This window comes from Shewanella sp. M16 (genome assembly GCF_018224605.1).
Classification (GTDB): Bacteria; Pseudomonadota; Gammaproteobacteria; order Enterobacterales; family Shewanellaceae; genus Shewanella; species Shewanella oncorhynchi.
In genome coordinates this window covers 150,716-172,369 of sequence record NZ_JAGTUL010000007.1, presented here as the reverse complement: position 1 = coordinate 172,369, position 21,654 = coordinate 150,716, and the positions used below count along the sequence as shown (strand labels likewise).

Below are 21,654 nucleotides of genomic sequence, written 5' to 3'. Positions count from 1 at the left end.
TTTCAGGATAGTCAGCCTTACCATAAGTCAGTCTCGCAATACGCCAGCATCACGATAGAAATGCGTCGAGATCTGCAGCTAGTTGCGGACGACTAAAAAGGTAACCTTGGGCTTGATCGCACTGGTTTTGTTGCAGAAAATCAGCTTGGTCTTTAGTTTCAACCCCTTCGGCGATAATTTCCAGCTTCAACGCATGTCCAAGTGCAATCACAGCCTTAGCGATAGCGGTATTGTTAGTATCGAAGGGAATGTCTCGCACAAAAGATTGATCAATTTTCAATTTATGAATAGGCAGTTTTTTCAAATAGTTGAGCGATGAATAGCCAGTACCAAAATCATCAACCGATAATTCGATACCCAGATCGCCAAGTCGCTTTAAGTCACGGATAGCAAGATCAGGGTTCTGCATCATCACACTTTCGGTCACTTCAAGCTCTAAATGCTTGGCGGGCAAACCCGTTTCAGCTAAGACACGTTTCACATCATCCACAAAGGAACTGCGCTGTAACTGTTGTCCTGCCACGTTCACGGCAATACGGCCAAAATGTTTGCCTTCACCAAGCCAACGCATGCCTTGACGGCAAGCGGTTTCTAACACCCATAAGCCAATTTCATGGATAAGACCTATTTTTTCTGCCACAGGAATAAATATCGCAGGCGAAATCAACCCCAGTTGAGGATCGTGCCAACGCAGTAATGCTTCAAATCCCACGGTTTGTCGAGTCACTAAATCAAGTTTTGGCTGGTACATTAAGTACAAGGCATTTTGCTCAATCGCGCCATAGAGAGCACTTTGCAGCTTAAGATGTTCAAAAGACTGTTGAGTTAAGGACTCAGTATAAAAAGCATAATTATTGCGGCCATCATTTTTGGCGCGATACATGGCCGCATCGGCGTTACGCAGTAAAGTGTCCGCATCGGTTCCATCATTTGGATACAAAGAAACGCCCATACTCGCCGTTAAACGTAAGTGGTCGCCCGTGCTCACAATAAAAGGTTGCTCAAACACTTGGCGCAATTGATTTATGGCAACTGCGGCATCTGCACTATTGTCGATCCCTGAAATCAATGCCACAAACTCATCGCCACCAATCCGTGATAACACATCCTGATCGCCTACTTGGCTGCGTAAACGCTTGGCAAGCTCAACTAACATTTCATCGCCTATACTGTGGCCAAAACTGTCGTTGATATGCTTGAACAGATCGACATCAATCATCACAGTCGCTAATTGCAAATTCAGCCGCTTAGCTTGTCGCACTTCTTGCTTAAGCTGCATCATGAACTTCATGCGATTGGGCAAATGCGTTAGCGGGTCAAAATACGCTAAGTGCGTGAGTTGCGCTTCATTCTCTTTCTGGGCTGAAATATCGGCAAACACAGCGACAAAATAACGCACATCTCCAACGTCATCATAAATAGTGCTTATGGTGATATTTTGCGGAAAAATCGTGCCGTTCTTGCGCCGATTCCAAATTTCGCCATTCCATTTACCTTGAGTAAACAAGGTATTCCAGAGTTTATCGAAAAAATCTTTATCATGCCGACCCGAACTAAAGATCCGAGGATTCTGGCCGAGTAACTCTTCCCTCACATAACCTGTGATCTCAAAAAATGCACCGTTAACGTCGGTAATATTGCCATGCCGGTCGGTCACAACGACACCTTCAACCGAGTTTTTAAACACATTGGTCGCCAGTGTCAGCTGTTCTTCAACTGCTTTATGCTTGGAAATGTTGCGAGTCATACCGATAACGCCTACGAGCTCACCCAGAGCATTGAGTGTTGGGAGTTTTAGCGTTTCTAGCCAAAGATGATTTTTAGCTTCACTGCCATCTAAACACTCAGCAACAATGATAGGCGTACCAGATTCGATAGCGAGCCTATCACCCTCTAGAAAAATCTCTGCAATATCAGCACCAAAGAGTTCAACATCGGATTTACCAACAATCTCACTACGGGGCATTTCCCACGCATTCTCAACACTACGATTGCAAAGAGTGTAAATGCCAGCGGCATTTTTCATCCAAATATGTTCGTCAAAACTATCGATAAAAGTTTGTAAATCGACCGTATCGACACGACTCGGTGAACCTCGGCTTAATGCTTCAGCCGCATTATGTTGGCTCAATATCTCGCCTAACTGGTGTTGAATGCTATCGCTGATAAGCTTAGCGAGTTGTAGCGTTTTTGAATCTACACCTTGTGCCTCGTTGTGATAGAAGCATAAAAAGCCAAAATTTGCCCCAGATGGCCGAGCGAGAGACAAACAAATCACGCTGCCGATTGCACTACAAGTGTGCCAATCTGAGTGCTGCCGAGTATCCATAATTAACAGAGGCTCACGTACCTGCTCAGTTAGCTGTGATACAGATAATGCAGCCGTGATTTGATGACGACCTAATCGCGGCAATGCTGAAATTGGCGCGCTCAAGCTGTACAACTTAGCATTGCTTAGCGGGGAAATAGTAGGTTTATCAATAATATCAAAGGGGTTAGGAACGATTTCAGATGGTGTGAGCATTGAGGGCATCACAACGGACTGGCTTATAGCAGGCTGAGGGTTAGCCAAATGATTGCCACTTAGGTGGCTGAGTATTGCCTGTATTTCACTTTCAGCCGCAGAGTCTGAACTTAACATGCTGCTAAGTTCACCCGCAGCATTCCATGCTAATAACATTGCTTTACTGCTTGATATCTCAGCGACTAAATTTAAGTCACTCAACCAGTTATCCAGCTGTTGCTGCGTAATAGGTACATCTATCATCATCTTGCCAACTCAGATCTCGTTACTGCTCAATCGGCCTATGGCGAGAATACCGTAAGACCTTAAACACATGCCCAATATTGCTACAGAGGGAAAACGTTAACCAAGCAGTAAAATCTCATAAAATTTTACGTTTAACATCAAATCAATACATCTCAATTGGCACTAAGGTTGGATCTAAAACTTACTCCATCATATCCACCTTTTAGGGTGGTAGAGGTCAAACCATCAAAATTCACACTAACTTACTCACACCCAGCAGACTGCTTGCACGGGTAAATCCAACTAACATTGCATTTGCTACTTTAGCACAAAATTTTAGTGTCAGTATCGCGATAAGTTTATTGAGTAACAATTAGTTAGACTTAATCAATTAAGTCTTCCCCCGATAATTCAGCACTTTCTTAGCGAGAGAAAACCATCCCTAAAGACATATATCAGCAATAACAGGGTTTTGATTGACAAAAATGCTATCTTATTGTCTACAATGGAAATAATAAGGCTGAAAAACCAAGGATATTTATGCCCACTGACGTCGTATCAAGCCAAGCTACCCTGCTCAACAGTAAACAATTATATCGCATTTGCGAACTCGACCAATTAAGCACAGATTGCCAATCGACAGCAGAACTCACACCTCTCAATGACATTGTCGGCCAAGAACGCGCCCAGCAAGCGGTAGAGTTTGCAATGGGAATTAAAGAAAAGGGTTACAACATCTACGCCATAGGTCAGAACGGCCTCGGCAAACGGACCATGATGCTGCGTTACCTAAGCCGTCACGAGCCAAACGACCATACCCTGTACGATTGGTGCTATGTGGTTAATTTCGATGATACCCGTTGCCCTAAAGTACTGAAACTGAGTGCAGGGACTGGGCTTGAATTTAAAAAAGCCGTCGAAAAGTTGATGCTTAAACTTGTCAAAGCTATGCCTTTAGCCTTTGATAATGAAATGTATTATGCCCGCACCGAAAAGCTCAAAAGCCAATTATCACAGAAGCAAGAAGTCGCACTCACTGAATTAACCGAAGAAGCGAAACAGAAAGGCATCAGCCTCAGTTTAACCATGCAGGGCGACTATCAAATGGTAGCGCTCAATGGTGAAGAACCCCATGACGAAGCTTCATTCGAAGCATTGACAGAGACTGAACGTAGTCAATTTGAAAGTAATATCAATGGTCTAGAGGTTAAACTACGGGGTATTATTCGCCAAATCACTGAATGGGAAGAAGAATTCAGCGACAAGCAGCAAGAGCATGACGAACAAGTCGCCAAAGAAGTGTTAATTCATTTTATTAAGCCACTCAAAGATAAGTTCAAGCACCAGCCCGAAGCGCGGACTTTCCTAACCGGTATGCAGGCGGATATCTTAGACAATTTAGATATCTTTTTAGAAGAAAGTGAAGAACAACTGGGCCTAGCCTACGCTTCCCTTGAAAAGAAAATGCCCCGCCGCTACCAAGTTAACGTTTTGGTCGCTCAAGGGACTCAAAAATTCCCTATTGTCGTAGAAGAAAGCCCAAGTTATCACAGCCTATTTGGCTATGTGGAAAACGCCACATTTAGAGGCACAGTGTTCACCGACTTCTCGCTTATCCGTCCCGGCAGCCTGCACAAGGCGAATGGTGGCGTGTTATTAATGGATGCCGTTAAAGTATTAGAGCGCCCTTACGTGTGGGACGGACTAAAACGCGCCCTGCGTTCACGCAAACTCGATTTAAGTTCACTCGAACGGGAAGTGTCACTGTCGGGCACGATTTCATTGGCGCCTGAGCCTATCCCCTTAGATGTGAAAATTATTCTGTTTGGCGATCATGAAACTTATCAGCTATTACAGCACTATGATCCTGACTTCAGTGAGTTATTCCGCGTTACCGCCGATTTTGAAGATGTGATGGACAGAACCTCAACTTCTGAGGCGCACTATGCCCGCTTTATTTCGAGCATAGTTCACGACAACAACATGCTACATTGCGACCGTGCGGCTATAGCACGCATCATCGAATACAGCTCGCGGGAGGCCGAAGATCAACAAAAACTGTCGCTACACTCGGCCAATATTGCCAACCTACTGCGGGAATCAAACTACTGCGCTAAATCTTCGGGCAGTCAGCAAATTTTAGTGCCGCACGTTGAGCAAGCACTGCGAAATCAAGAGCAAAGAGTCTCGCGTCTTCACGATAACATAATGCAAAGCTTTACCAACGGCACGACCTTGATTAGCACTCAGGGTAAAGTGGTTGGGCAAATCAATGCCTTATCCGTAATCTCGACCTCAGATCATCAGTTTGGTATGCCCAATCGCATCACAGCAACCACTGCCTTTGGTAAGGGTGAAGTGATGGATATCGAGCACAGAGTCAAACTTGGAGGCCGGATCCATTCTAAGGGCGTGTTGATCTTAACCGCTTATTTAGCCTCAGTTTTAGGTAAGACGGCGCAAATCCCGCTCACCACTTACCTCACCTTTGAGCAATCATACAGCGGAGTGGACGGTGACAGCGCGTCGATGGCCGAATGCTGCGCCATTATCTCGGCTATTAGCGAGCAAGCAATTAGGCAAGATATTGCCATCACAGGTTCGATGAACCAATTTGGTGAGGCTCAACCCATTGGCGGCGTGAATGAAAAAATTGAAGGCTTCTTCGATGTTTGTAAAATAAAAGGCCGTACACCGGAACAAGGGGTGATTATTCCTGCCTCGAACATGGCCAACCTTATGCTGCGCAAAGACATTGTCGATGCAGTGGCACAGGGGGAATTCCATATTTGGGCTATTACCCATGTGACTCAAGCAATGGAATTACTGCTCGGTAAAACCGCAGGAAGTTTGCCGCAAACGGCCGCACCTAGCCAAGGGCAATATTCTCCCGAGAGTATTTTCGGCATAGCTCAGCAAAAACTCACCGCACTCAGATCCTTAGTTAAAGCGGATTAAATAAAAGGCACGAGACAAACGAAAAGGGTTAGCACATGCTAACCCTTTCTTTATTCAGCTATTAAATGAAATTACACTAAGCTTGCTAGCATTTCGTCGCTGTAAGGAACCAGTTCAACGCCATCACGCACGCGAGCAACATAGTCAGGATTGGCAATGAATGGGCGACCAATAGCAATCAAATCAAACTTATTCGCCGCAATCGCTTCACTGGCAGTTTCAGCGCTGTAGCTTCCAACTCCCACTAAGGTTTTGCCATAGTGTGCGCGCACATAGCTTGAAGCTCTGCCACCAAGATAATCGAATTCCATGCTGTCATCGAAAATCCCAATATGCACAAAAGCGATATCGCGGGATTCCAGCTCAGGCAAGAAGTAATCGAACACTTCGCGGTCACGACTATCTGCCGCCATATTGAAATAAGCCCCTGGAGAAATCCGTAAACCGGTTCTGTCTTTGCCGATACGAGCCACAACAGCATCGACAACCTCAAGCGCAAAACGGGACATATTGGCAGGTGTTCCACCGTATTCATCGGTGCGGCGATTGCTGTCATGGTGTAAGAAAGTATCAATCAAATAACCATTTGCACCATGGATTTCGACGCCATCAAACCCAGCTTCAATGGCATTTTCCGCCGCTTTGGCGTAATCACGCACTAGGCCTTGAATATCCTCAAGTGTGGCAGGTTTTGGCGTGACATATGTCAGTTCGCGCATTCTTGGCACGCTGCCTTCAATCTTCTGTGCTGATGCCGCAAGCACATCACCACCACCGAAAAAGTGTGGATGAGCAACACGGCCCGTATGCCATAACTGCACAAAAATCTTACCGCCATTGGCATGTACCGCATCGGTCACTTTACGCCAGCCAGCAATTTGCGCTTGAGTAAAAATACCAGGGGTATTTGGATAACCTTGAGCATCGGGACGAATAATCGTCGCCTCTGTGATGATCAAACCCGCTTCGGCGCGGCGTGCATAGTAGGCAACCATATCATCGGTCGGCACTAAATCGGCATCCGCCATACAACGGGTTAAAGGTGCCATTAAGATACGATTATTTAAGGTAATAGTGTCATTAAGTGAGTAGGTATCGAACAGATTCACCAATGAATTTGGCGTGGTTTGTGTGGTCATTTTCTCAGTTCCATTCTTGAATATGCATTCAAGATATTATTATTTGAACGATCATTCAAGTTCATTTTTGAATGTTTATTCAAATTTAGGTAGAATCTGGCCTAAGCGTTTCTATATAAGTGAATTAAATTCGATGCGTAATGCAGAGTTCGACCGAGAACTGGTACTTCGCGGCGCTATGGCCGCCTTCATGCACAAGGGTTACACCAAAACGAGCATGCAAGATCTTACTCAAGCCACGGGATTACATCCGGGGTCGATTTACTGTGCCTTCACCAATAAACGCGGATTACTAATCGCGGCCATTGAGCAATATCAACTCGACAGAAACGAGCAATTCAACAATCTATTCGGCAATGGCGAGAATGTGCTGACTAATTTGAAAACCTACTTAGATCATCTCGTTATTGAATGTCTGAGTTGCGATAGCGCCCAAGCTTGCTTACTGACAAAAGCGTTAAATGAAATTGCAGAGCAAGATGTTGAGATCCGAGACATCATCAATCAGTATCTACAATCTTGGCAGCAAGCACTCACACTACAATTTGCCACCGCAACGTTACAAGGACTCCTCCAAGGCAATCGCAGCAGCGAGCAAAGAGCCCAATATTTAATGATGGGAATTTATGGTTTAAGAACCTTCGCCCACACCCATCCTAATGCCGAAACCTTACAGTACCTTGCAGACCAATTATTGGCAGAAGTCTGCCATTAAAGTGCGTTAATTTGTGGGACAGTAAATATCTGAATGACTAACCGAATATGATTAGGCGAACAAGCGCTAACATTAATAGAAATAGATGGATTGAATAGAATTTTTGCAGAAGATGTCGGGACGATAATTTAGCAAAGCGAATTATTCGTCCCAAGAATGACGATTAGTTTAAAATGTTAACCTATATTAGCTTGAGCAAACACTCGCTCGCCTAATGAATTCAATATCTTACACTCACCTTCAAGTACAGCAATGATAGATTTTCCCTTGCGGAAACTTGCAGGTATCATCACACGCCCAGCTTCACTCACTGGCAAATTACCTAATACGGCGTTGTGCATAATTAACCCTACGGGGGCATCATAATATAAAACAGTTACAGTCGCTTGATTTGCTTGCATCACATTTAACTCACATTAAGCAGCATCTACTGCGTTATATTTACGTCGCAAGAGAGCTCCCTGTCCTCAACATTTTAAAATATCCAGGAAGATATTTTAAACATTTTAAATCAATTACTTAAGGTCTTATTCAAATTTTATGATTTTTTATTGGATACAATACTGTCTTATACTGTACACCTTGGGCTATTTAAGCACTTCGGCAAAAAGATGCCAATCTATTTCTATTATGTTAATCAATTACCCACTATCGATCACATATAAGACACAAATAAAGATGCGTTTTTATGCATTTTTTAGAGTAAATAACCTAAATTTGAGTTATCAGTAATCTACTTAGCTTTAAATCCCACTCGAAATCCGCCCCAATGTTTACCGTTTACAAAAATGGGCACCGACAAGTCGTGCATCACTTCGCCCGTATCGCGTTTATAAGTTTGCAATAGCACAGGTTCAGTATGGGCGCCGCAACGGATCCCTGTCGGATCATTAAACAAGCGTTTGGTTCGATTGTGCACCATATCAACCTCAACTTTGCCTGTCAGTGCTTGGCTAAAGCGTTTATTATGGGTCGGAAAATAACCTTTCCTATCAACGGCTCCCGCATAAATAATTTCGCTGTGTTTTGCCAGAATGGGCTCTTGAATCGTTGGAAAATGCTGATCGGTATAACGATCGAAAGCCGTGCTGTATTTCTGCGGCTGAGTATTGGTAATAGGTTGGTATTTAGGATTAAACAAATCAGCCTCGCTAAAACTGCCACTGGCTAAACCTTGTGCTAACTTGTCACCGCACGCTTTAGCGGCAACATTCGCCAATTGCAGAACCTGCTGATCGAAGGTTTGTGTATCCCATTTAGACAGCGCTTTAAAAATACCCTCAGTGGTCAAGGATAAAGTAAAGGCCTGCTCGGATACGCTATGACTCTGTTTACCCGTCGAATTTAACGAGTCACGTATTTGAGTCACCGAGCGGCTAATGTCGTTAGTAGTGTTGTTATATTGTTTGAGTGAATCTTCCATATCACCTAAGGCATGGGCCGATTGAGTCACAGAAGCCGAAATCTCAGTGAAGTGCGCGTCTAACTCGCCCATGGCGGCGACCACATCGGCGGTTTGCGTCACGACTCGCTCCATCAGCCCAGAAGTTTTATCCGTTTCACTGCGGATTTCTAATAGCATTTTGCCAATATCTTGGGTTGCACCCGCCGTTTTCCCCGCAAGGCTGCGTACTTCGTCAGCCACTACCGCAAAACCTCGACCCTGCTCCCCCGCACGAGCCGCTTCGATAGCCGCATTTAAGGCCAGCAGATTCGTTTGCTCGGCAACGGAGTTAATCACCTCGGTAATTTTTTGGATTTCTTCGGCTCTTGATTTAAGCGCCTGCACTTGCTCAGCGGCGGTATCAATATCCGTACTCAGTGAACGAATAGCCGCAACACCTTTCTGAGCTTGACTTCGTCCCTGCACGCTAACGCGCTCAGCCTCTTGAGCTTGGCCTAAAATATCTGCCGCATTATCGCCAAGTTGGGCCGTAGTGTGGCTCAATTGCCCCGCGGCAACCGCAATGGCACTGGCATGCTCGCCATTTGATTTTATTGATTTATTCAATAAATCAATAAAATGCGACACCTCAGCCGAACCGATAGCAATTTTGCTGGTTTGCACACTAATGTCGTGGGCGGGGATGCTTTGCTCTTGTAATGCCTTAATGTTTGCCTCATCGGTGTCGAGCTTAGCCTTAGATGCGCGCAAACACACCCTCACCACTAAGCCACAGGCAAGAACGCCCAAGATCACCGCCTGCACAATACTCGGAAGATGCAGTCCCTCAAGTAATAAACTCCCCAGAGTGACCAGCGTAAAACTGATGAAAATTAAAATTTTGTGCTGTATTTCCATATACTTCCCGTAACTGCGCAAGGTAAAAATGAAAGGGAAATGCTAAGAGTCGAATCATTAGCCTTCGTTCAGTTGGTATCAATTACAGCGGCTATTGCTTACAACTGACGAGGGAGGGCTAACTATGATAGCGCTCAAGATTTATAGTTTTAGTCTATTTCTCTGAATAAGCTAGATAATTTATCTCGCTAAATAAACAAAGTAGAAGTTAGCTATCATCAACAGTCTCACGAGCGTATGGCATTAGACATTAGTATTAATCTATCGCGATATAGTCCTAGCCTATCTAAAAGCGGATCTTCCTTGATAAAACCAACTTTGCCCTGAAATGCGTGCCCCGTCGCCTTCTCGGTAATAAATCACATAGGGACGACTGCACTTATGCCAAGAAAACTGCTAATATCGGCGCAATTTTTTTGAGCTAACGAGATCAAGATGGGCAGAGCATATCAAAACAAGAAAGAATCCATGGCGAAAACAGCCGGTCAAAAAACCCGCATTTATTCACGCTACGGTAAAGAGATTTACGTTGTCGCTAAGCAAGGCGGCGTTGAGCCCGATGGAAACTTATCACTGCGTCGCTTAATTGAACGCGCTAAGAAAGACCAAGTGCCTGCGCATGTTATTGAACGCGCAATTGAAAAAGCCAAAGGCGGCGGTGGTGAAGATTACGATACCGCCCGTTACGAAGGTTTTGGTCCTGGCAACTGCATGGTCATTGTTGACTGCTTAACCGATAACGTAAAACGTACCTTCACCGAAGTGCGTCAAGCCTTCGTGAAAAACGATGCCAAACTCGGCGGCCCAGGTACAGTTGGCCACATGTTTGATCATCAAGCCGTGTTCGTGTTTGCGGGTGATGACGAAGATGCGATTTTAGAACTGCTGATGATGGCTGACGTTGATGTAAGCGATGTTGAGCTGGAAGATGGCTTAATCACAGTTTACGCGCCGCACACTGAGTACTTTAAAGTCAAAACTGCGCTGACCGAAGCGATGCCAGAAGTTAACTTTGAATTTGACAATATCACCTTCGTACCGCAGGACATGACTAAAGTTGAAGGTGAAGATGTCGTTATGTTTGAAAAGTTTATTGCCGCACTTGAAGATTGTGACGACGTACAAAACGTCTATCACAATGCGGAAATTGATGAATAAACGTTTCTTTCGCCTGAAACAAAAACGCAGCCAAGAGCTGCGTTTTTTATTTATAGATCAAAATATTAAGCTTCAATAAAGCAGCCATGAAACCCTAGTGGCAATACCCTGTTCATTTGAGCTGAAGCGATGGGGCCCGCACTGATATCACTTGCACGAAACAAAGACAAACCAGACTGTGCATTATGGTAATCGAGCCAAGTCATCAGTAAATAGGCTTCGTGCTGCTCAGTGGCGGGGATATAGAGCGGCTCTTCGGCAATTTTGCCTTTGCCAAGATAAAACGCGCTATAGCTCGCGTCGCCAAGTGTATCCGCACTGTGCTTGCTGCTGTCTTTTGCATTATGAATACAATACAGAGTGTTACTTAGCCCTGATTCAGATTCGGCTTCTGCTTCATATTTAAAGTTAGAGCTGGAGCCAGAGTTAACAGCTGAATCTGATCTTGCTCCAACGCCAAATAACGGAGCAAACGCCGAAGCCCCGCCTGTTTTCTCTGCAAACGTTTTTTCACCGCTAGTTTGTTTTTTACCCATAATGTACTGCGAAAACTGGGGAAACTCCATCATCACGCCGCTGCGGTTAATACGTGCAGAGGAAGACAAGGTCTCTGCAAACTGCGCTTTGCTAGCTGCTGTGAGTGGTACTGTGAGCGGTACTGTGATAGTCACTAACTCTGCATGGGGTGTCTTAGTTTTACGCTCCCCCGTCAGTAACCCCTTCATCCCTTGGGTTAAAATAGCTGAATTGGGGTAGAGGCAAAGCTGCACAGAAAGTTCGTCATTCTTCTCAATGGCTTGACCAAAGTGAAACACAAATCCCGCAGGCAGCGGGTGTAACTGGCGCGCTTTAAAGTCGGCTTTGTCGATAACCAGTAATTGCGATGGCAATTCGGGGCGCCATTTAAAAGCATCAATATAAGTTTCGCCCTCTTCATACACGCAGGATGAAATGTAAAACACCAGCTTATTCTCACTCTGCGCGAAGGCATGTAAGTAACTCGCCTGTGGTAATTCAATCACTTCCATTCTGGCTATGCTGTCATCGGGCGCCACTTGATACACAAGTAATTGCTTCTCACCACCGACATACCAGACACCAAAATTCCATAGTCCACCTTGTCCGTCATCGAGCGGGTGAGCAGAAAAGGGCAAGCCCTTAAACTTGTCACCAAAGCTTTTCACGCCAAGCGTGGTTAAGGTCTGGGCATCAAGTCGATAGGGTGAACCCGCCTCCCATAAAGCGAGCAACTCGCCGTAGCGCGGCAATAAACTGGTATTGGCCACATTCAAGTCATCGTTATTTCGAATAGGTAAAGCATTGGGGATCACTGTGCCTGCGGTCGTGTACTTAAACGCGCCAGCGGCCTCTTCCACTTTAAACTTCTTTGTTTGGATAAACTTAGCCTGATGCTGAATTTGCCCATTGCTCACACTAAACTGTTGCACCATGCCATCGCCATCGAACCAATGCTGATATGCCTTACCTGCCCGAGACATTTTCGCTGGCCCATTACGATATAGATTCCCACTCAACTGCGCTGGCCACTCACCCGAAACCTGCATAGTGAGTGGCGGATAGTCGCCTTCAGCACCACTAAATCCAATCGCCCAAGGCTCACGTGCGACCTTTTGTGCGCTATCCAGCGCCAATAACTTATCCACTGAACTGGCCCAAACAGCGGTCGTCATTAGGACGGCTGAGCCTGCTAGAAATTGACGTCTATCCATGGTGCAGCCCCCCTCTTAGCGAATGTGTATGGTGATTTGCGCATCGGCCTGCAAACTAAAGCTGGCGTCTTTAAAGCTCGCAGGTCCAAAACTGCCAGCGTTATTGCTAAAGCCATAGCCTTCACTCGGCACACCTAACATATTGGTATCTAAACTGTGATTGTTGTTTTCATCATGAAAGACCTTTACCGCGTATTGGCCATCGGCGAGATCGCTAAATACCAGCCTATGCTCTGTCTTAGTGACGGGTTTTATCATAGAAGCGCTAGGATTATGGCCTGCAGCGTAATCCTCGGCATTGGCATAAAGCTCAACCATCAAGGCGCCGGTTTGTACTTGAATATTATCGATATCGACAGTCAAGGTATGTGCCTGAATCCCCGTGGAAATGCTCGCTGCAGACAAGAGCAAGCAAGCTAAGCCTGCGCCCCAAATCGCTGATAACGCCCTTTTCGTCTTATTAGCTTGGGAAAACTGTGTTTTTGTCATAGCCGAGTTCACGTGTTTCATGTCTTACTCCTGTTATTTGCGCTCATAAGTAACTGCGATGGAGTTAGCTTAAAAAATCACAAGACGAAAAACAGGTGCCAAAAGTCATGAAACAAAATGATAACAACATGACTTTTGGCATAGTGACATCTGGCGGTGATACCCTAGAATGGTCGGCAGAATTGGATTAAGGAATAGACATTCGTGCTAGAAAATCGATTAGCGAAAGAAGAAAACATGTTGATTGCCGCTGGAGTGCTCACTTGGGCATTAGTCGCTTGGGTTGGGATAAACCAAGCCGCATTACATACATGGCAAGGCATGCTCAATGTAACACTTTATGGGCTGTATTTAGTGCAATTTATACTGATAGCTACCGATAAAGTTGCGCATAATAATATTCAACTTCGCCGCATAACCACGCTAGTGATGCCGTTGACCGTGATGAGCTTAATGCTCACAGCAAACAACGCATTACTGCCTATCCTCTTCGTCATTTGGGCGTCACTGTTGCCTGAGTTTTTTAGTCGTCGCCAAGCCATTTCACAGCTAGTGTTGGTCAATGTTGTTTATTACCTACTGCAGCAATGGCAATTGCATGAACAAAGCAATGTGTTCAATATTTTGATTTATCTTGGTTTTCAATTCTTTGCCTACAGCAGTAGCCAAGCAAGGCTTTCTGAACGTAAATCACGTTTGATACAAGAACAGCTAAACCAACAGCTTATTGCCACTCGCGCGCTGCTGAGCCAAGCCAGCGAACAGCAAGAAAGATTAAGGATATCACGCGATTTGCACGACATTCTCGGCCACCAACTCACAGCGCTTTCCCTGCAATTGGAAGTACTAAGCCATACAGCGCCCGAGGAGCTCAAACCTCAAGTCAATCAAAGTAAATCCTTAGCTAAACAGCTACTTGAAAGTATTCGCGCCGTCGTCAGGGCTCAAAGAGTGCAAGTGGGATTGGATTTAGTCCCACCTTTAGAGGCACTGATGACCCGCTTACCCAGCGTGACTCTTCACTGCAAAGGGATGAAGCCACTGCAATCAGCCGAACTGACTCAGGCACTACTGTTAGTGCTGCAAGAAGGCATCAGCAACGCCGTACGTCACGGCAAGGCGAATCAACTGCAACTGAGCATGGAAGACTCCCAAAGCGCACTGGTATTACAACTGAGCGACAACGGCGTTGGGCTAACACGGGGAGCTGCGCGAAACGCATCAGCTAAAAGCGGCACTGGACAGTTCGGTACTGGGCTCGGCGGCATGCAGGAAAGGCTACAACCCTTTAATGGCACCTTGGAGTTAAGGGCAAATGACTCGGCGTCCGGTTGCCAACTCACCCTCACACTCCCAGCACTCGCTTAACTTTTTATTAAAAAAATCTTTGGAATAGCTATGGATATGCAAAACAACATCATCAGTGTCGGTTTAGTGGAAGATCAGCAATTGGTTCGCCAAGGGATCGCTAGCCTGCTCGCTATTTCCGACAACATTCGCGTGTTATGGCAAGCCGAAGACGGTCAAGATGCACTCAAAAAGCTTGCCAGCAATCCCGTCGATGTGCTGCTCAGTGATATCCGTATGCCAAATCTTGATGGTATCGCCATGCTCAAACAGATACGGCAAAGTGCCAATCGCTTACCTGTCATCATGTTAACCACCTTCGACGACAGTGAGTTATTCCTCAATAGTTTACAGGCGGGAGCCAACGGCTTTTTGCTCAAGGACGTGTCACTCGACAAGTTACTGCACGCCATCGAAACCGTCGCCAAAGGCGGCTACTTGATAGAGCCTTCGGTACTCAAACAGATGAGTGAGCCTAAACCTGCACCTAGCGTTGGGGTAACTAGAAATGAATTATTGTCGGAACGGGAGCGGGAAATTCTCAGTTTTATGGCGGGCGGCTTCTCCAACAAGGAAATCGCCAATGCGGTATTTTTAGCCGAGGGCACAGTGAAGAATCATGTCTCTAACATACTCACTAAACTCGATTGCCGAGACCGTACCCAAGCTGTGCTCAAGGGATTACAACTGGCATTGATTTAACCCATTAGCATTAAACCAAACCCGATTGCCAACAAAAAGGGCCATTTAAGGCCCTTTTTGTGCTCATCTAAAGCGATGAGTTATAGCTAAAACCTAACGAAGATCCATCTCTTGGATAATTTCATGGGCAATAGCTGGCGTTGTACAGCTCGGGGTTTCATGCAAATCCGCTTTTAACTGACCTTTACGGTGCTTAAGTGCTGCATCTAATTTTTTCGATGCTGCTTTGATTGCTGGGTACATAACCTCATCGGTACCTGAAGCAGAAATACGGCTTCCTTCATAATTCGTACGAAGCTCAACCTGATACTCGCCATGCTCTTTCGCAATAATAATGTCCAGTGCGATCAGAGAGGGGAAATGGGTGGCGATTTTTGCAAATTTTTCGTTAACATCTTCTCTAATAGAATCAGTAACATCGACGTGGTGACCAGAAATATTTATTTTCATAGGTTGTCCCTTTTAGTGTCATTACTTTTATTTTTGCTTCACTAATAGAGCTTGGGGCATGCAGGATAAAACACAAGGGTTATTGGCAAATATTTCGGTCAACTCAGGTATTAGCATCTCCTAAATGTGACCTCCATCAAGAAGTCAAAAATAAAACAGCGAGAAAAACATGATTAAGTGATTGATTTATAAACAGGCATTAATAATAAATCAATCACAAAATGCAATACGACATAAGGTAAATACGCTTAATATTTACGTTGCACACTCTGCTGCCAAAACTGTTGGGACAAATGATGCGTCTTGGTCGATAAACGCGACACTTGATCACCCCGCGCCGCCGCATCGAGCGTCTGCTCTAAACTCTGCTGAGCCAAGTCGCTGATCACATGGATAGCTCGGCTAATTTCTGCGGCCACCGAAGTCTGCTGCGTCATCGCCGCCGCATTATCATCACTCAAAGAATTAATTCGCGAAATAGATGAAAGCAACTCGCCAAAAGCCACACTCGCATCTTGCGCTAAGCTTACCGAACGTTTTACCTGTTCCTGCCCTGCCATCATGGTCGAGGTCGCCCTTTGAGTGCTTTCCCTAAAACGGCTAACAATTAACTCGATTTGCGAGGTGGATTGGCTAGTACGGCTCGATAACTGCCTGACCTCATCGGCCACCACGGCAAAACCACGACCACTCTCCCCTGCCCGTGCCGCTTCAATTGCCGCATTTAAGGCTAATAAGTTAGTTTGGTCGGCAATGGCACGTATGACTTCGAGCACTTGGTGAATCGCACTGCTATCTTGTTCAATAGCTTGTACAACATCGGAAAAGTGGCTCACTTGTACACTTAACTGATGTATCGCATCAATAACCGTTTCTAAACGAGAATGCCCGCGTTGAGCCGCCTCATGGCTCGACACCATTTCCGAGGCAGTGCGATGAATGTTTCCCGTTACTTCAGCAAAACTGGCACTCATCTGCTCCATCGCAGTCGCAGCTTGCGTGGTTTGTTCACTCTGACTATCGGCATGCTCCCAAGTGTTTGTAATGGTTTGTTTAAGGCTGACACTTTGTGCTTGGATCTCACTGGCAGAATCAGCCATACGGCCAACAACGCCACCAATTTCAGTGATCAAAAAACGTAGGGCGAGGTCTAATTTACCGATCTCATCTTGGCGGCCGGTGTACACGCCCGTAGCGACGGGATCGTCAATAATGTTGGTTGCCATAGACACAAGCTTTTGCAGCGGCTGCATCAGGTAATACCATGCTAGGCACGCGAGACTCATCCCTACCATCGCGGCAACTATGGGGGAATAACTGGCAATCATCGCCGTAGCCGTAATCGAAACCAACATGGCCAGCAGTATTTTGCCACTGAAACCTAACCTATCTTTACGCAATACTTTAGGTTGCTTGCCTTGATTAATATCACTGTAAATACTCTCAGCGGCTTTAATCTGCTCAGGGGTAGCTTGGCGACGAACAGATTGATACTCATGAACTTTACCATCTTCATACACAGGCGCGACATAGGCATTCACCCAATAATAGCCGCCCGTTTTGGTGCGATTTTTAACTATCCCCATCCAAGGCTTGCCCTGCTTAATTCGCTCCCAGAGGATCTTAAATGCAGCCGCAGGCATATCTTGATGGCGCACTATGTTATGTGGATTCCCTTGCAACTCAGCAACACTAAACCCACTGATCTGCGAAAAGGTCTGATTCACATATTTAATATTTCCCTTCAGATCCGTCGTTGATAGTAAAATCGCATTATCTGACAGGTGTGTTTCACCATTTGTAGAATTTTTATGCATAGGGTTATCAGGCTAGGTCTCGGTAAAAAAGATAACGCATTCTGCCAAAACCGTCGTCTATCAAAATTGATAAAGCTCACATTGGCAGCATAAAAATTAACCTAACGCTAAACAAGCAGTAACCACTAAACACATATCAACAAATAAAAACAAACAATTGTGACAGGGCGCTCGTTACGCTACATACGTTAAACTCGTCACCCTACACTCGCTAAAGCAGATCAGCTTAAGATCACAAATTCACATTCGAATCTAAATGATATCGTTTATCATTTGAATTAACTAAGTTATACTTCTCGCGGTTAGCTATCTACTGCTATAGAAATGCATTTGTCGTTAAGCCAAAAAGCTCAAGCACACTTTGCAGAATCAACAGTAACGGATAGCCATAACAGACCCATATTGGCTCGAAATGAGAAGTGGCACTTATGTCTAATACACCCGCGTTTGAAACCTCAACGCAATCTTCTACAACTCAAATGCGCTCGTTCTCGCTGATTTCGCGGGGAATTGTGCAATGGTTTAAACAAGAGCAATCGCAGTTTGCCTTCAAAGTCTTTGCCCGTGCGAGTGCCGCTCTAGTGGCGGGTTATGTTGCGGCAGCAACCTTGGCTTGCCTGCTGACATTAGTGCTACCTATGCCGCGCTTTGAAAGCACGATAACAGCCAATATGTTAGCTTTCCTGTTTTATGCCATCGCTATTATTTATGCCTTTTGTGTGCGTAAAACCTGGCATGCATGGCGAGATTTAGGCTTAGTGAGTTTGTTATGTTTTGGATTGATCAAAGTATGTGGGCAATAAGATGAAAGAGACATTTTTTAGAACTTTATCTTGGCTACATACCTGGGCAGGCTTGCTCGTATGTTGGGTATTATTGTTGATCTTTTTTGCCGGTAGCTTGAGCTATTTTCGCCATGAGATCAGCCTTTGGAATGAACCCGAATTACACAAAGGGGTTTATCAAGACTACCGAGCCGATACCCTCGAAAACCAATTAGATAAAGGTCAAAGTTACATAGAAGCGCATTCGCCGGCAACAGCGCAGCGCTGGATGATAGGTTTTCCAACTGAACGAACCCCCTTTCAAAGCGTTAGCTGGCAACTGCCACCAGAAAAAGGTCAGCGTCGTGGCAAGACTGAAGAACATGTAGCCTTAGCAGATGGCAGCGGCATGATCTCAGAAGTGCGTGAGAGTCGCGGCGGTGATTTCTTCTATCGTCTGCACTTTGACTTGCACTATATGTCTGCTATTACAGCCCGCTATATCGTCGGCGTTTGCACTATGTTTATGCTGATCGCCCTTATCAGTGGCATAGTGATCCACAAACGGATCTTCAAAGATTTGTTCAGTTTTAGACGGGATAAAGGCGCTCGCTCTTGGCTAGACGCGCACAATGTGAGCTCTGTCATCGCCCTGCCCTACCATTTGATGATCACTTATACAGGGCTTATTACCCTAATGCTTATCTATATCCCATGGACGGTTAATACCGCCTATTCGGGTGATAACCAAACTTTTTTAAAAGAACTTAATCCCGCCAGACAAACCGAGAAAGCCGCGGGGATTAGTGCGCCACAGGTGCAACTGAGCCAATTACTACCTCAAGTGAAAGCCGCATGGGGCGATGCGCCAATTAAGCAAGTGATAGTGTCATACCCTAAAGATCAAAATAGCCAAGTGACCTTTTACCAAAACACAGGTAAAGATGTGACCGATGAAGCCAATATTTTGATATTCAACGGGGTAAATGGTGAGCTTAAATATGCCAGCCCGCACGAGGCCTCAGGAGCATCCGCGACTTACGATACTATGATGTCGCTGCACACGGCACGTTTTGCCGCCCCGCTGCTAAGATTTTTATTCTTTTTCTGCGGTTTATTAGGCTGCGCTATGATCGCGACAGGCACTTTGATGTGGGCCATTCGTCTACGTCAAAAACAGCAAAAATTGATCGATAAAGGCGAGAAACCAAGCTTTGGATTACGTTTAGTTGAAGGGTTAAACTTCATGTTTATCTTAGGATTACCCTTAGGCACTGTAGCCTTCTTTTACGCCAATCGTCTCTTATCGACAAGTTTTGCAAGCCGCTCTGAATGGGAAGTTCACAGTTTCTTTATCGCGTTAGCGGCAATGGGAGTTTGGGCTTTCTTGGGTCGTTCACGTCGCCAGTGGCAAACCGCATTACGACTCACAGGGACTTTGTGCTGTGCGCTGCCCGTGCTCAATGCCTTCACATCACCAAGCAATATCATCGACAATATCCAATCCCATCAATGGGCTTTAGTCGGATTTGACGTGCTCGCAGTGCTACTTGGTGGCGCTATGCTATTTGCCAGTAAAAGAGTGACTTTGATTGCTAAGGCCCCCACTAAACGCCCAGCAAAAGCAAAAAATGCACGTAGAAGCGAATCCCAAACATCCCTTGCCAGCGACCTTAGTTCGTCATCTTCATTGGAGGAAGCCAAATCATGATGCCAGAATTTATTCCCCTACTTGGGATCTTAGGTTTGAGTTATCTTTCCCTCGCCCTGTTTGCCTTAGCTAAATTTGGTCACTTCAAGGATGTGTTCAATCGTCCACCAGCACAATGGCAAAGTCGTTTGCTAACCTTGTTTGCTTGGTTACTACTAGCATTTAGCTTAAGTGCCTGCGCGAGCGATCAGGGCTGGGCCTACGGGAGCATTTTGTTTATGGGAATAATTTCCCTCGCGGCAATGCTGGTCATCCTAACGTTAAGCTACAGCCCGCGCCATTTACCGATAGGAATCGTCACTGGCAGCGTGCTCACTGGCACTCTATTACTGAGTGCTGGGATCTAATGTCCAGCTAACACTGGCATGGCGATCATGGCTAAGTGAGCACCGCTAGGCTATAGTGCCCTGATGTCCTTCAGATAGGAGAAAATAATGGGCTTTAACTTAACGGTTAACTGGCAAACCTCGCCCGCCGAAGAAGGCGAATTTTGTCGAGACCACAGTATTACCTTTGGCAGCGGCCAGACGATTCAAGCCTCGTCGGCACCGGAATACAAAGGCAATGGGCAAAATGTCAATCCAGAGGAAAGCCTGTTGGCTGCATTATCCTCATGCCATATGTTGACCTTTCTAGCAATTGCGCATCTTAAGCGCTTACCTGTAACCTCCTATGTGGATAATGCCACTGCAGAGCTGGGTAAAAACGATGCGGGCAAGTTGGCCGTGACAAAGATGGTGCTCAATCCTAAGGTCATTTTCGCTGAAGGGGTCGAAGTCAGCCAAGAAACCCTTGAGAAAATTCACGAGAAAGCACATGCAAATTGCTTTATCGCTAATAGTTTAGCAACAGATATTCAAATCAAGTTTTAGGATTTGAGTAGATCTTTATGGCCCGCTGATGGTTTTCCTAAGCGGGCTTTTTTATTGCCGCACCGTAACTCAATACCTGTCCGAATCATTGCTATCACCGAATTATCCGCGCCACCTAACCATCCACAGAGTCTAAATTTTCACCATTATTCAGCTCAGGTCCAGCTTTTAAACAGTACGATAGAAGCCAATCTTAGCTTGGTATCATCTGTTGGAGTTAAAAGATGCACATTCAACCACTGCGAAATTCCCCGTCTGTCAGCCCACAAAAAAATGTCTCTAATGCTGAATTTGCACAGGTTAAAAATCCAGTTCAAACCAGCGCACCAGCATCAACTGATACAGTAACGCTTTCTAGCGATGCAAAACAATTGGCGGCAAATGCGCAAAAACCAGCAGAAATGCCAGCACTGAGGGACAACATAGAAACCTTAGTCGAATTGAAACACGCGAAGATGAAGTATCAAGTGATCGCCGACATGACCAATTTAGCGACAGGAACGAGCCAAGGAATTTCAGCGCCAACGGCCTATTATCTAAGCCATAACGAAGACGCGAGAGCAATGACAGTTAATCACCTTGCCCAACAACAGCAAGTGAACACTATGCAAACCTATGCGGAAACAAGTAAAAATGGGAATAGAAGTATTAATGAATGGGCATAAAAATGGGTGTTGTCTCGGGAACCAAGAGACAACACCCTAACTTTGTACGCGGACATGCTAGCCGAGATACCTTAAATTTCGGTTAA

At 45.4% G+C, this 21,654-nt stretch carries 18 protein-coding genes; 10 read left to right on the top strand and 8 right to left on the bottom strand.

What is annotated here, in order from left to right:
- Positions 1 to 49: 49 nt before the first annotated feature.
- Entirely contained in the window at positions 50 to 2,770 is a 2,721-nt protein-coding gene (locus KFE26_RS07105; protein WP_249195599.1) for a putative bifunctional diguanylate cyclase/phosphodiesterase, read from the bottom strand.
- 519 nt (positions 2,771 to 3,289) lie between these two features.
- Here KFE26_RS07105 and KFE26_RS07100 point away from each other — a divergent pair.
- Complete coding sequence (locus KFE26_RS07100; RefSeq protein WP_212600008.1) at positions 3,290 to 5,707, top strand: Lon protease family protein; 2,418 nt, start codon at positions 3,290 to 3,292, stop codon at positions 5,705 to 5,707.
- A gap of 71 nt (positions 5,708 to 5,778) precedes the next feature.
- Here the strand turns inward: KFE26_RS07100 and KFE26_RS07095 are convergent, their stop codons facing one another.
- Complete coding sequence (locus tag KFE26_RS07095) at positions 5,779 to 6,846, bottom strand: alkene reductase (RefSeq protein WP_212600007.1); 1,068 nt, start codon at positions 6,844 to 6,846, stop codon at positions 5,779 to 5,781.
- A 133-nt stretch (positions 6,847 to 6,979) separates the two neighbouring features.
- Here KFE26_RS07095 and KFE26_RS07090 point away from each other — a divergent pair, with 133 nt between their 5' ends.
- Positions 6,980 to 7,561 carry a TetR/AcrR family transcriptional regulator gene (locus KFE26_RS07090; RefSeq protein WP_212600006.1) on the top strand — a complete coding sequence of 194 codons (582 nt, stop codon included), beginning with the start codon at positions 6,980 to 6,982 and terminating at the stop codon, positions 7,559 to 7,561.
- 176 nt (positions 7,562 to 7,737) lie between these two features.
- On the opposite strand, the gene KFE26_RS07085 is transcribed toward KFE26_RS07090, so the two are convergent.
- Together KFE26_RS07085 and KFE26_RS07080 are read right to left on the bottom strand one after the other, a co-directional pair.
- On the bottom strand, positions 7,738 to 7,962 hold the full coding sequence (locus KFE26_RS07085) for a TIGR02922 family protein (RefSeq protein WP_028760777.1): 225 nt from the start codon (positions 7,960 to 7,962) through the stop codon (positions 7,738 to 7,740).
- 332 nt (positions 7,963 to 8,294) lie between these two features.
- Complete coding sequence (locus KFE26_RS07080; RefSeq protein ID WP_212600005.1) at positions 8,295 to 9,863, bottom strand: methyl-accepting chemotaxis protein; 1,569 nt, start codon at positions 9,861 to 9,863, stop codon at positions 8,295 to 8,297.
- Between the two features lie 435 nt (positions 9,864 to 10,298).
- Here KFE26_RS07080 and KFE26_RS07075 point away from each other — a divergent pair, with 435 nt between their 5' ends.
- On the top strand, positions 10,299 to 11,021 hold the full coding sequence (locus KFE26_RS07075; RefSeq protein ID WP_212600004.1) for a YebC/PmpR family DNA-binding transcriptional regulator: 723 nt from the start codon (positions 10,299 to 10,301) through the stop codon (positions 11,019 to 11,021).
- 65 nt (positions 11,022 to 11,086) lie between these two features.
- Here the strand turns inward: KFE26_RS07075 and KFE26_RS07070 are convergent, their stop codons facing one another.
- Positions 11,087 to 12,751, bottom strand: coding sequence for a carotenoid oxygenase family protein (locus KFE26_RS07070; RefSeq protein ID WP_212600003.1), 1,665 nt, complete (start codon positions 12,749 to 12,751; stop codon positions 11,087 to 11,089).
- A 15-nt stretch (positions 12,752 to 12,766) separates the two neighbouring features.
- The gene (locus KFE26_RS07065) at positions 12,767 to 13,261 is read right to left on the bottom strand and encodes a DUF2141 domain-containing protein (RefSeq protein WP_028760781.1); all 495 of its coding nucleotides are present in this window, start codon (positions 13,259 to 13,261) and stop codon (positions 12,767 to 12,769) included.
- Between the two features lie 183 nt (positions 13,262 to 13,444).
- Between KFE26_RS07065 and KFE26_RS07060 the strand changes: the two genes are divergently transcribed.
- Both KFE26_RS07060 and KFE26_RS07055 read left to right on the top strand, forming a co-directional pair.
- The gene (locus tag KFE26_RS07060) at positions 13,445 to 14,608 is read left to right on the top strand and encodes a histidine kinase (protein WP_212600002.1); all 1,164 of its coding nucleotides are present in this window, start codon (positions 13,445 to 13,447) and stop codon (positions 14,606 to 14,608) included.
- Positions 14,609 to 14,638: 30 nt separating this feature from the next.
- Positions 14,639 to 15,289, top strand: a complete 651-nt coding sequence (locus KFE26_RS07055; protein ID WP_173246072.1) for a response regulator transcription factor — start codon at positions 14,639 to 14,641, stop codon at positions 15,287 to 15,289.
- Positions 15,290 to 15,382: 93 nt separating this feature from the next.
- Here KFE26_RS07055 and hpf read toward each other — a convergent pair whose 3' ends face one another.
- Together hpf and KFE26_RS07045 are read right to left on the bottom strand one after the other, a co-directional pair.
- The gene (hpf, locus tag KFE26_RS07050; RefSeq protein ID WP_028760784.1) at positions 15,383 to 15,739 is read right to left on the bottom strand and encodes a ribosome hibernation-promoting factor, HPF/YfiA family; all 357 of its coding nucleotides are present in this window, start codon (positions 15,737 to 15,739) and stop codon (positions 15,383 to 15,385) included.
- A 248-nt stretch (positions 15,740 to 15,987) separates the two neighbouring features.
- Positions 15,988 to 17,556: a methyl-accepting chemotaxis protein gene (locus tag KFE26_RS07045; protein WP_105249832.1), complete on the bottom strand. Its 1,569-nt coding sequence runs from the start codon at positions 17,554 to 17,556 to the stop codon at positions 15,988 to 15,990.
- 428 nt (positions 17,557 to 17,984) lie between these two features.
- Here KFE26_RS07045 and KFE26_RS07040 point away from each other — a divergent pair, with 428 nt between their 5' ends.
- From KFE26_RS07040 to KFE26_RS07020, 5 genes are all read left to right on the top strand, one after another.
- Positions 17,985 to 18,359 carry a DUF3649 domain-containing protein gene (locus KFE26_RS07040; RefSeq protein ID WP_212600001.1) on the top strand — a complete coding sequence of 125 codons (375 nt, stop codon included), beginning with the start codon at positions 17,985 to 17,987 and terminating at the stop codon, positions 18,357 to 18,359.
- 1 nt (position 18,360) lies between these two features.
- Entirely contained in the window at positions 18,361 to 20,031 is a 1,671-nt protein-coding gene (locus KFE26_RS07035; protein ID WP_105249834.1) for a PepSY-associated TM helix domain-containing protein, read from the top strand.
- Entirely contained in the window at positions 20,028 to 20,378 is a 351-nt protein-coding gene (locus KFE26_RS07030; protein ID WP_113940646.1) for a DUF3325 domain-containing protein, read from the top strand. Before KFE26_RS07035 ends, KFE26_RS07030 begins: the two co-directional genes overlap by 4 nt.
- A gap of 87 nt (positions 20,379 to 20,465) precedes the next feature.
- Positions 20,466 to 20,903, top strand: coding sequence for an OsmC family protein (locus tag KFE26_RS07025; protein WP_131523019.1), 438 nt, complete (start codon positions 20,466 to 20,468; stop codon positions 20,901 to 20,903).
- A gap of 224 nt (positions 20,904 to 21,127) precedes the next feature.
- Positions 21,128 to 21,568 carry a hypothetical protein gene (locus KFE26_RS07020; RefSeq protein WP_212600000.1) on the top strand — a complete coding sequence of 147 codons (441 nt, stop codon included), beginning with the start codon at positions 21,128 to 21,130 and terminating at the stop codon, positions 21,566 to 21,568.
- Positions 21,569 to 21,654: the final 86 nt, after the last annotated feature.

Excerpts from the sequence above, each read along its gene's own strand:
- KFE26_RS07105 (WP_249195599.1), bottom strand. The coding sequence starts at position 2,770 with ATGATGATAGATGTACCTATTACGCAGCAACAGCTGGATAACTGGTTG.
- KFE26_RS07100 (WP_212600008.1), top strand. The coding sequence starts at position 3,290 with ATGCCCACTGACGTCGTATCAAGCCAAGCTACCCTGCTCAACAGTAAA.
- KFE26_RS07095 (WP_212600007.1), bottom strand. The coding sequence starts at position 6,846 with ATGACCACACAAACCACGCCAAATTCATTGGTGAATCTGTTCGATACC.
- KFE26_RS07090 (WP_212600006.1), top strand. The coding sequence starts at position 6,980 with ATGCGTAATGCAGAGTTCGACCGAGAACTGGTACTTCGCGGCGCTATG.
- KFE26_RS07085 (WP_028760777.1), bottom strand. The coding sequence starts at position 7,962 with ATGCAAGCAAATCAAGCGACTGTAACTGTTTTATATTATGATGCCCCC.
- KFE26_RS07080 (WP_212600005.1), bottom strand. The coding sequence starts at position 9,863 with ATGGAAATACAGCACAAAATTTTAATTTTCATCAGTTTTACGCTGGTC.
- KFE26_RS07075 (WP_212600004.1), top strand. The coding sequence starts at position 10,299 with ATGGGCAGAGCATATCAAAACAAGAAAGAATCCATGGCGAAAACAGCC.
- KFE26_RS07070 (WP_212600003.1), bottom strand. The coding sequence starts at position 12,751 with ATGGATAGACGTCAATTTCTAGCAGGCTCAGCCGTCCTAATGACGACC.
- KFE26_RS07065 (WP_028760781.1), bottom strand. The coding sequence starts at position 13,261 with ATGAAACACGTGAACTCGGCTATGACAAAAACACAGTTTTCCCAAGCT.
- KFE26_RS07055 (WP_173246072.1), top strand. The coding sequence starts at position 14,639 with ATGGATATGCAAAACAACATCATCAGTGTCGGTTTAGTGGAAGATCAG.
- hpf (WP_028760784.1), bottom strand. The coding sequence starts at position 15,739 with ATGAAAATAAATATTTCTGGTCACCACGTCGATGTTACTGATTCTATT.
- KFE26_RS07045 (WP_105249832.1), bottom strand. The coding sequence starts at position 17,556 with ATGCATAAAAATTCTACAAATGGTGAAACACACCTGTCAGATAATGCG.
- KFE26_RS07040 (WP_212600001.1), top strand. The coding sequence starts at position 17,985 with ATGTCTAATACACCCGCGTTTGAAACCTCAACGCAATCTTCTACAACT.
- KFE26_RS07035 (WP_105249834.1), top strand. The coding sequence starts at position 18,361 with ATGAAAGAGACATTTTTTAGAACTTTATCTTGGCTACATACCTGGGCA.
- KFE26_RS07030 (WP_113940646.1), top strand. The coding sequence starts at position 20,028 with ATGATGCCAGAATTTATTCCCCTACTTGGGATCTTAGGTTTGAGTTAT.
- KFE26_RS07025 (WP_131523019.1), top strand. The coding sequence starts at position 20,466 with ATGGGCTTTAACTTAACGGTTAACTGGCAAACCTCGCCCGCCGAAGAA.
- KFE26_RS07020 (WP_212600000.1), top strand. The coding sequence starts at position 21,128 with ATGCACATTCAACCACTGCGAAATTCCCCGTCTGTCAGCCCACAAAAA.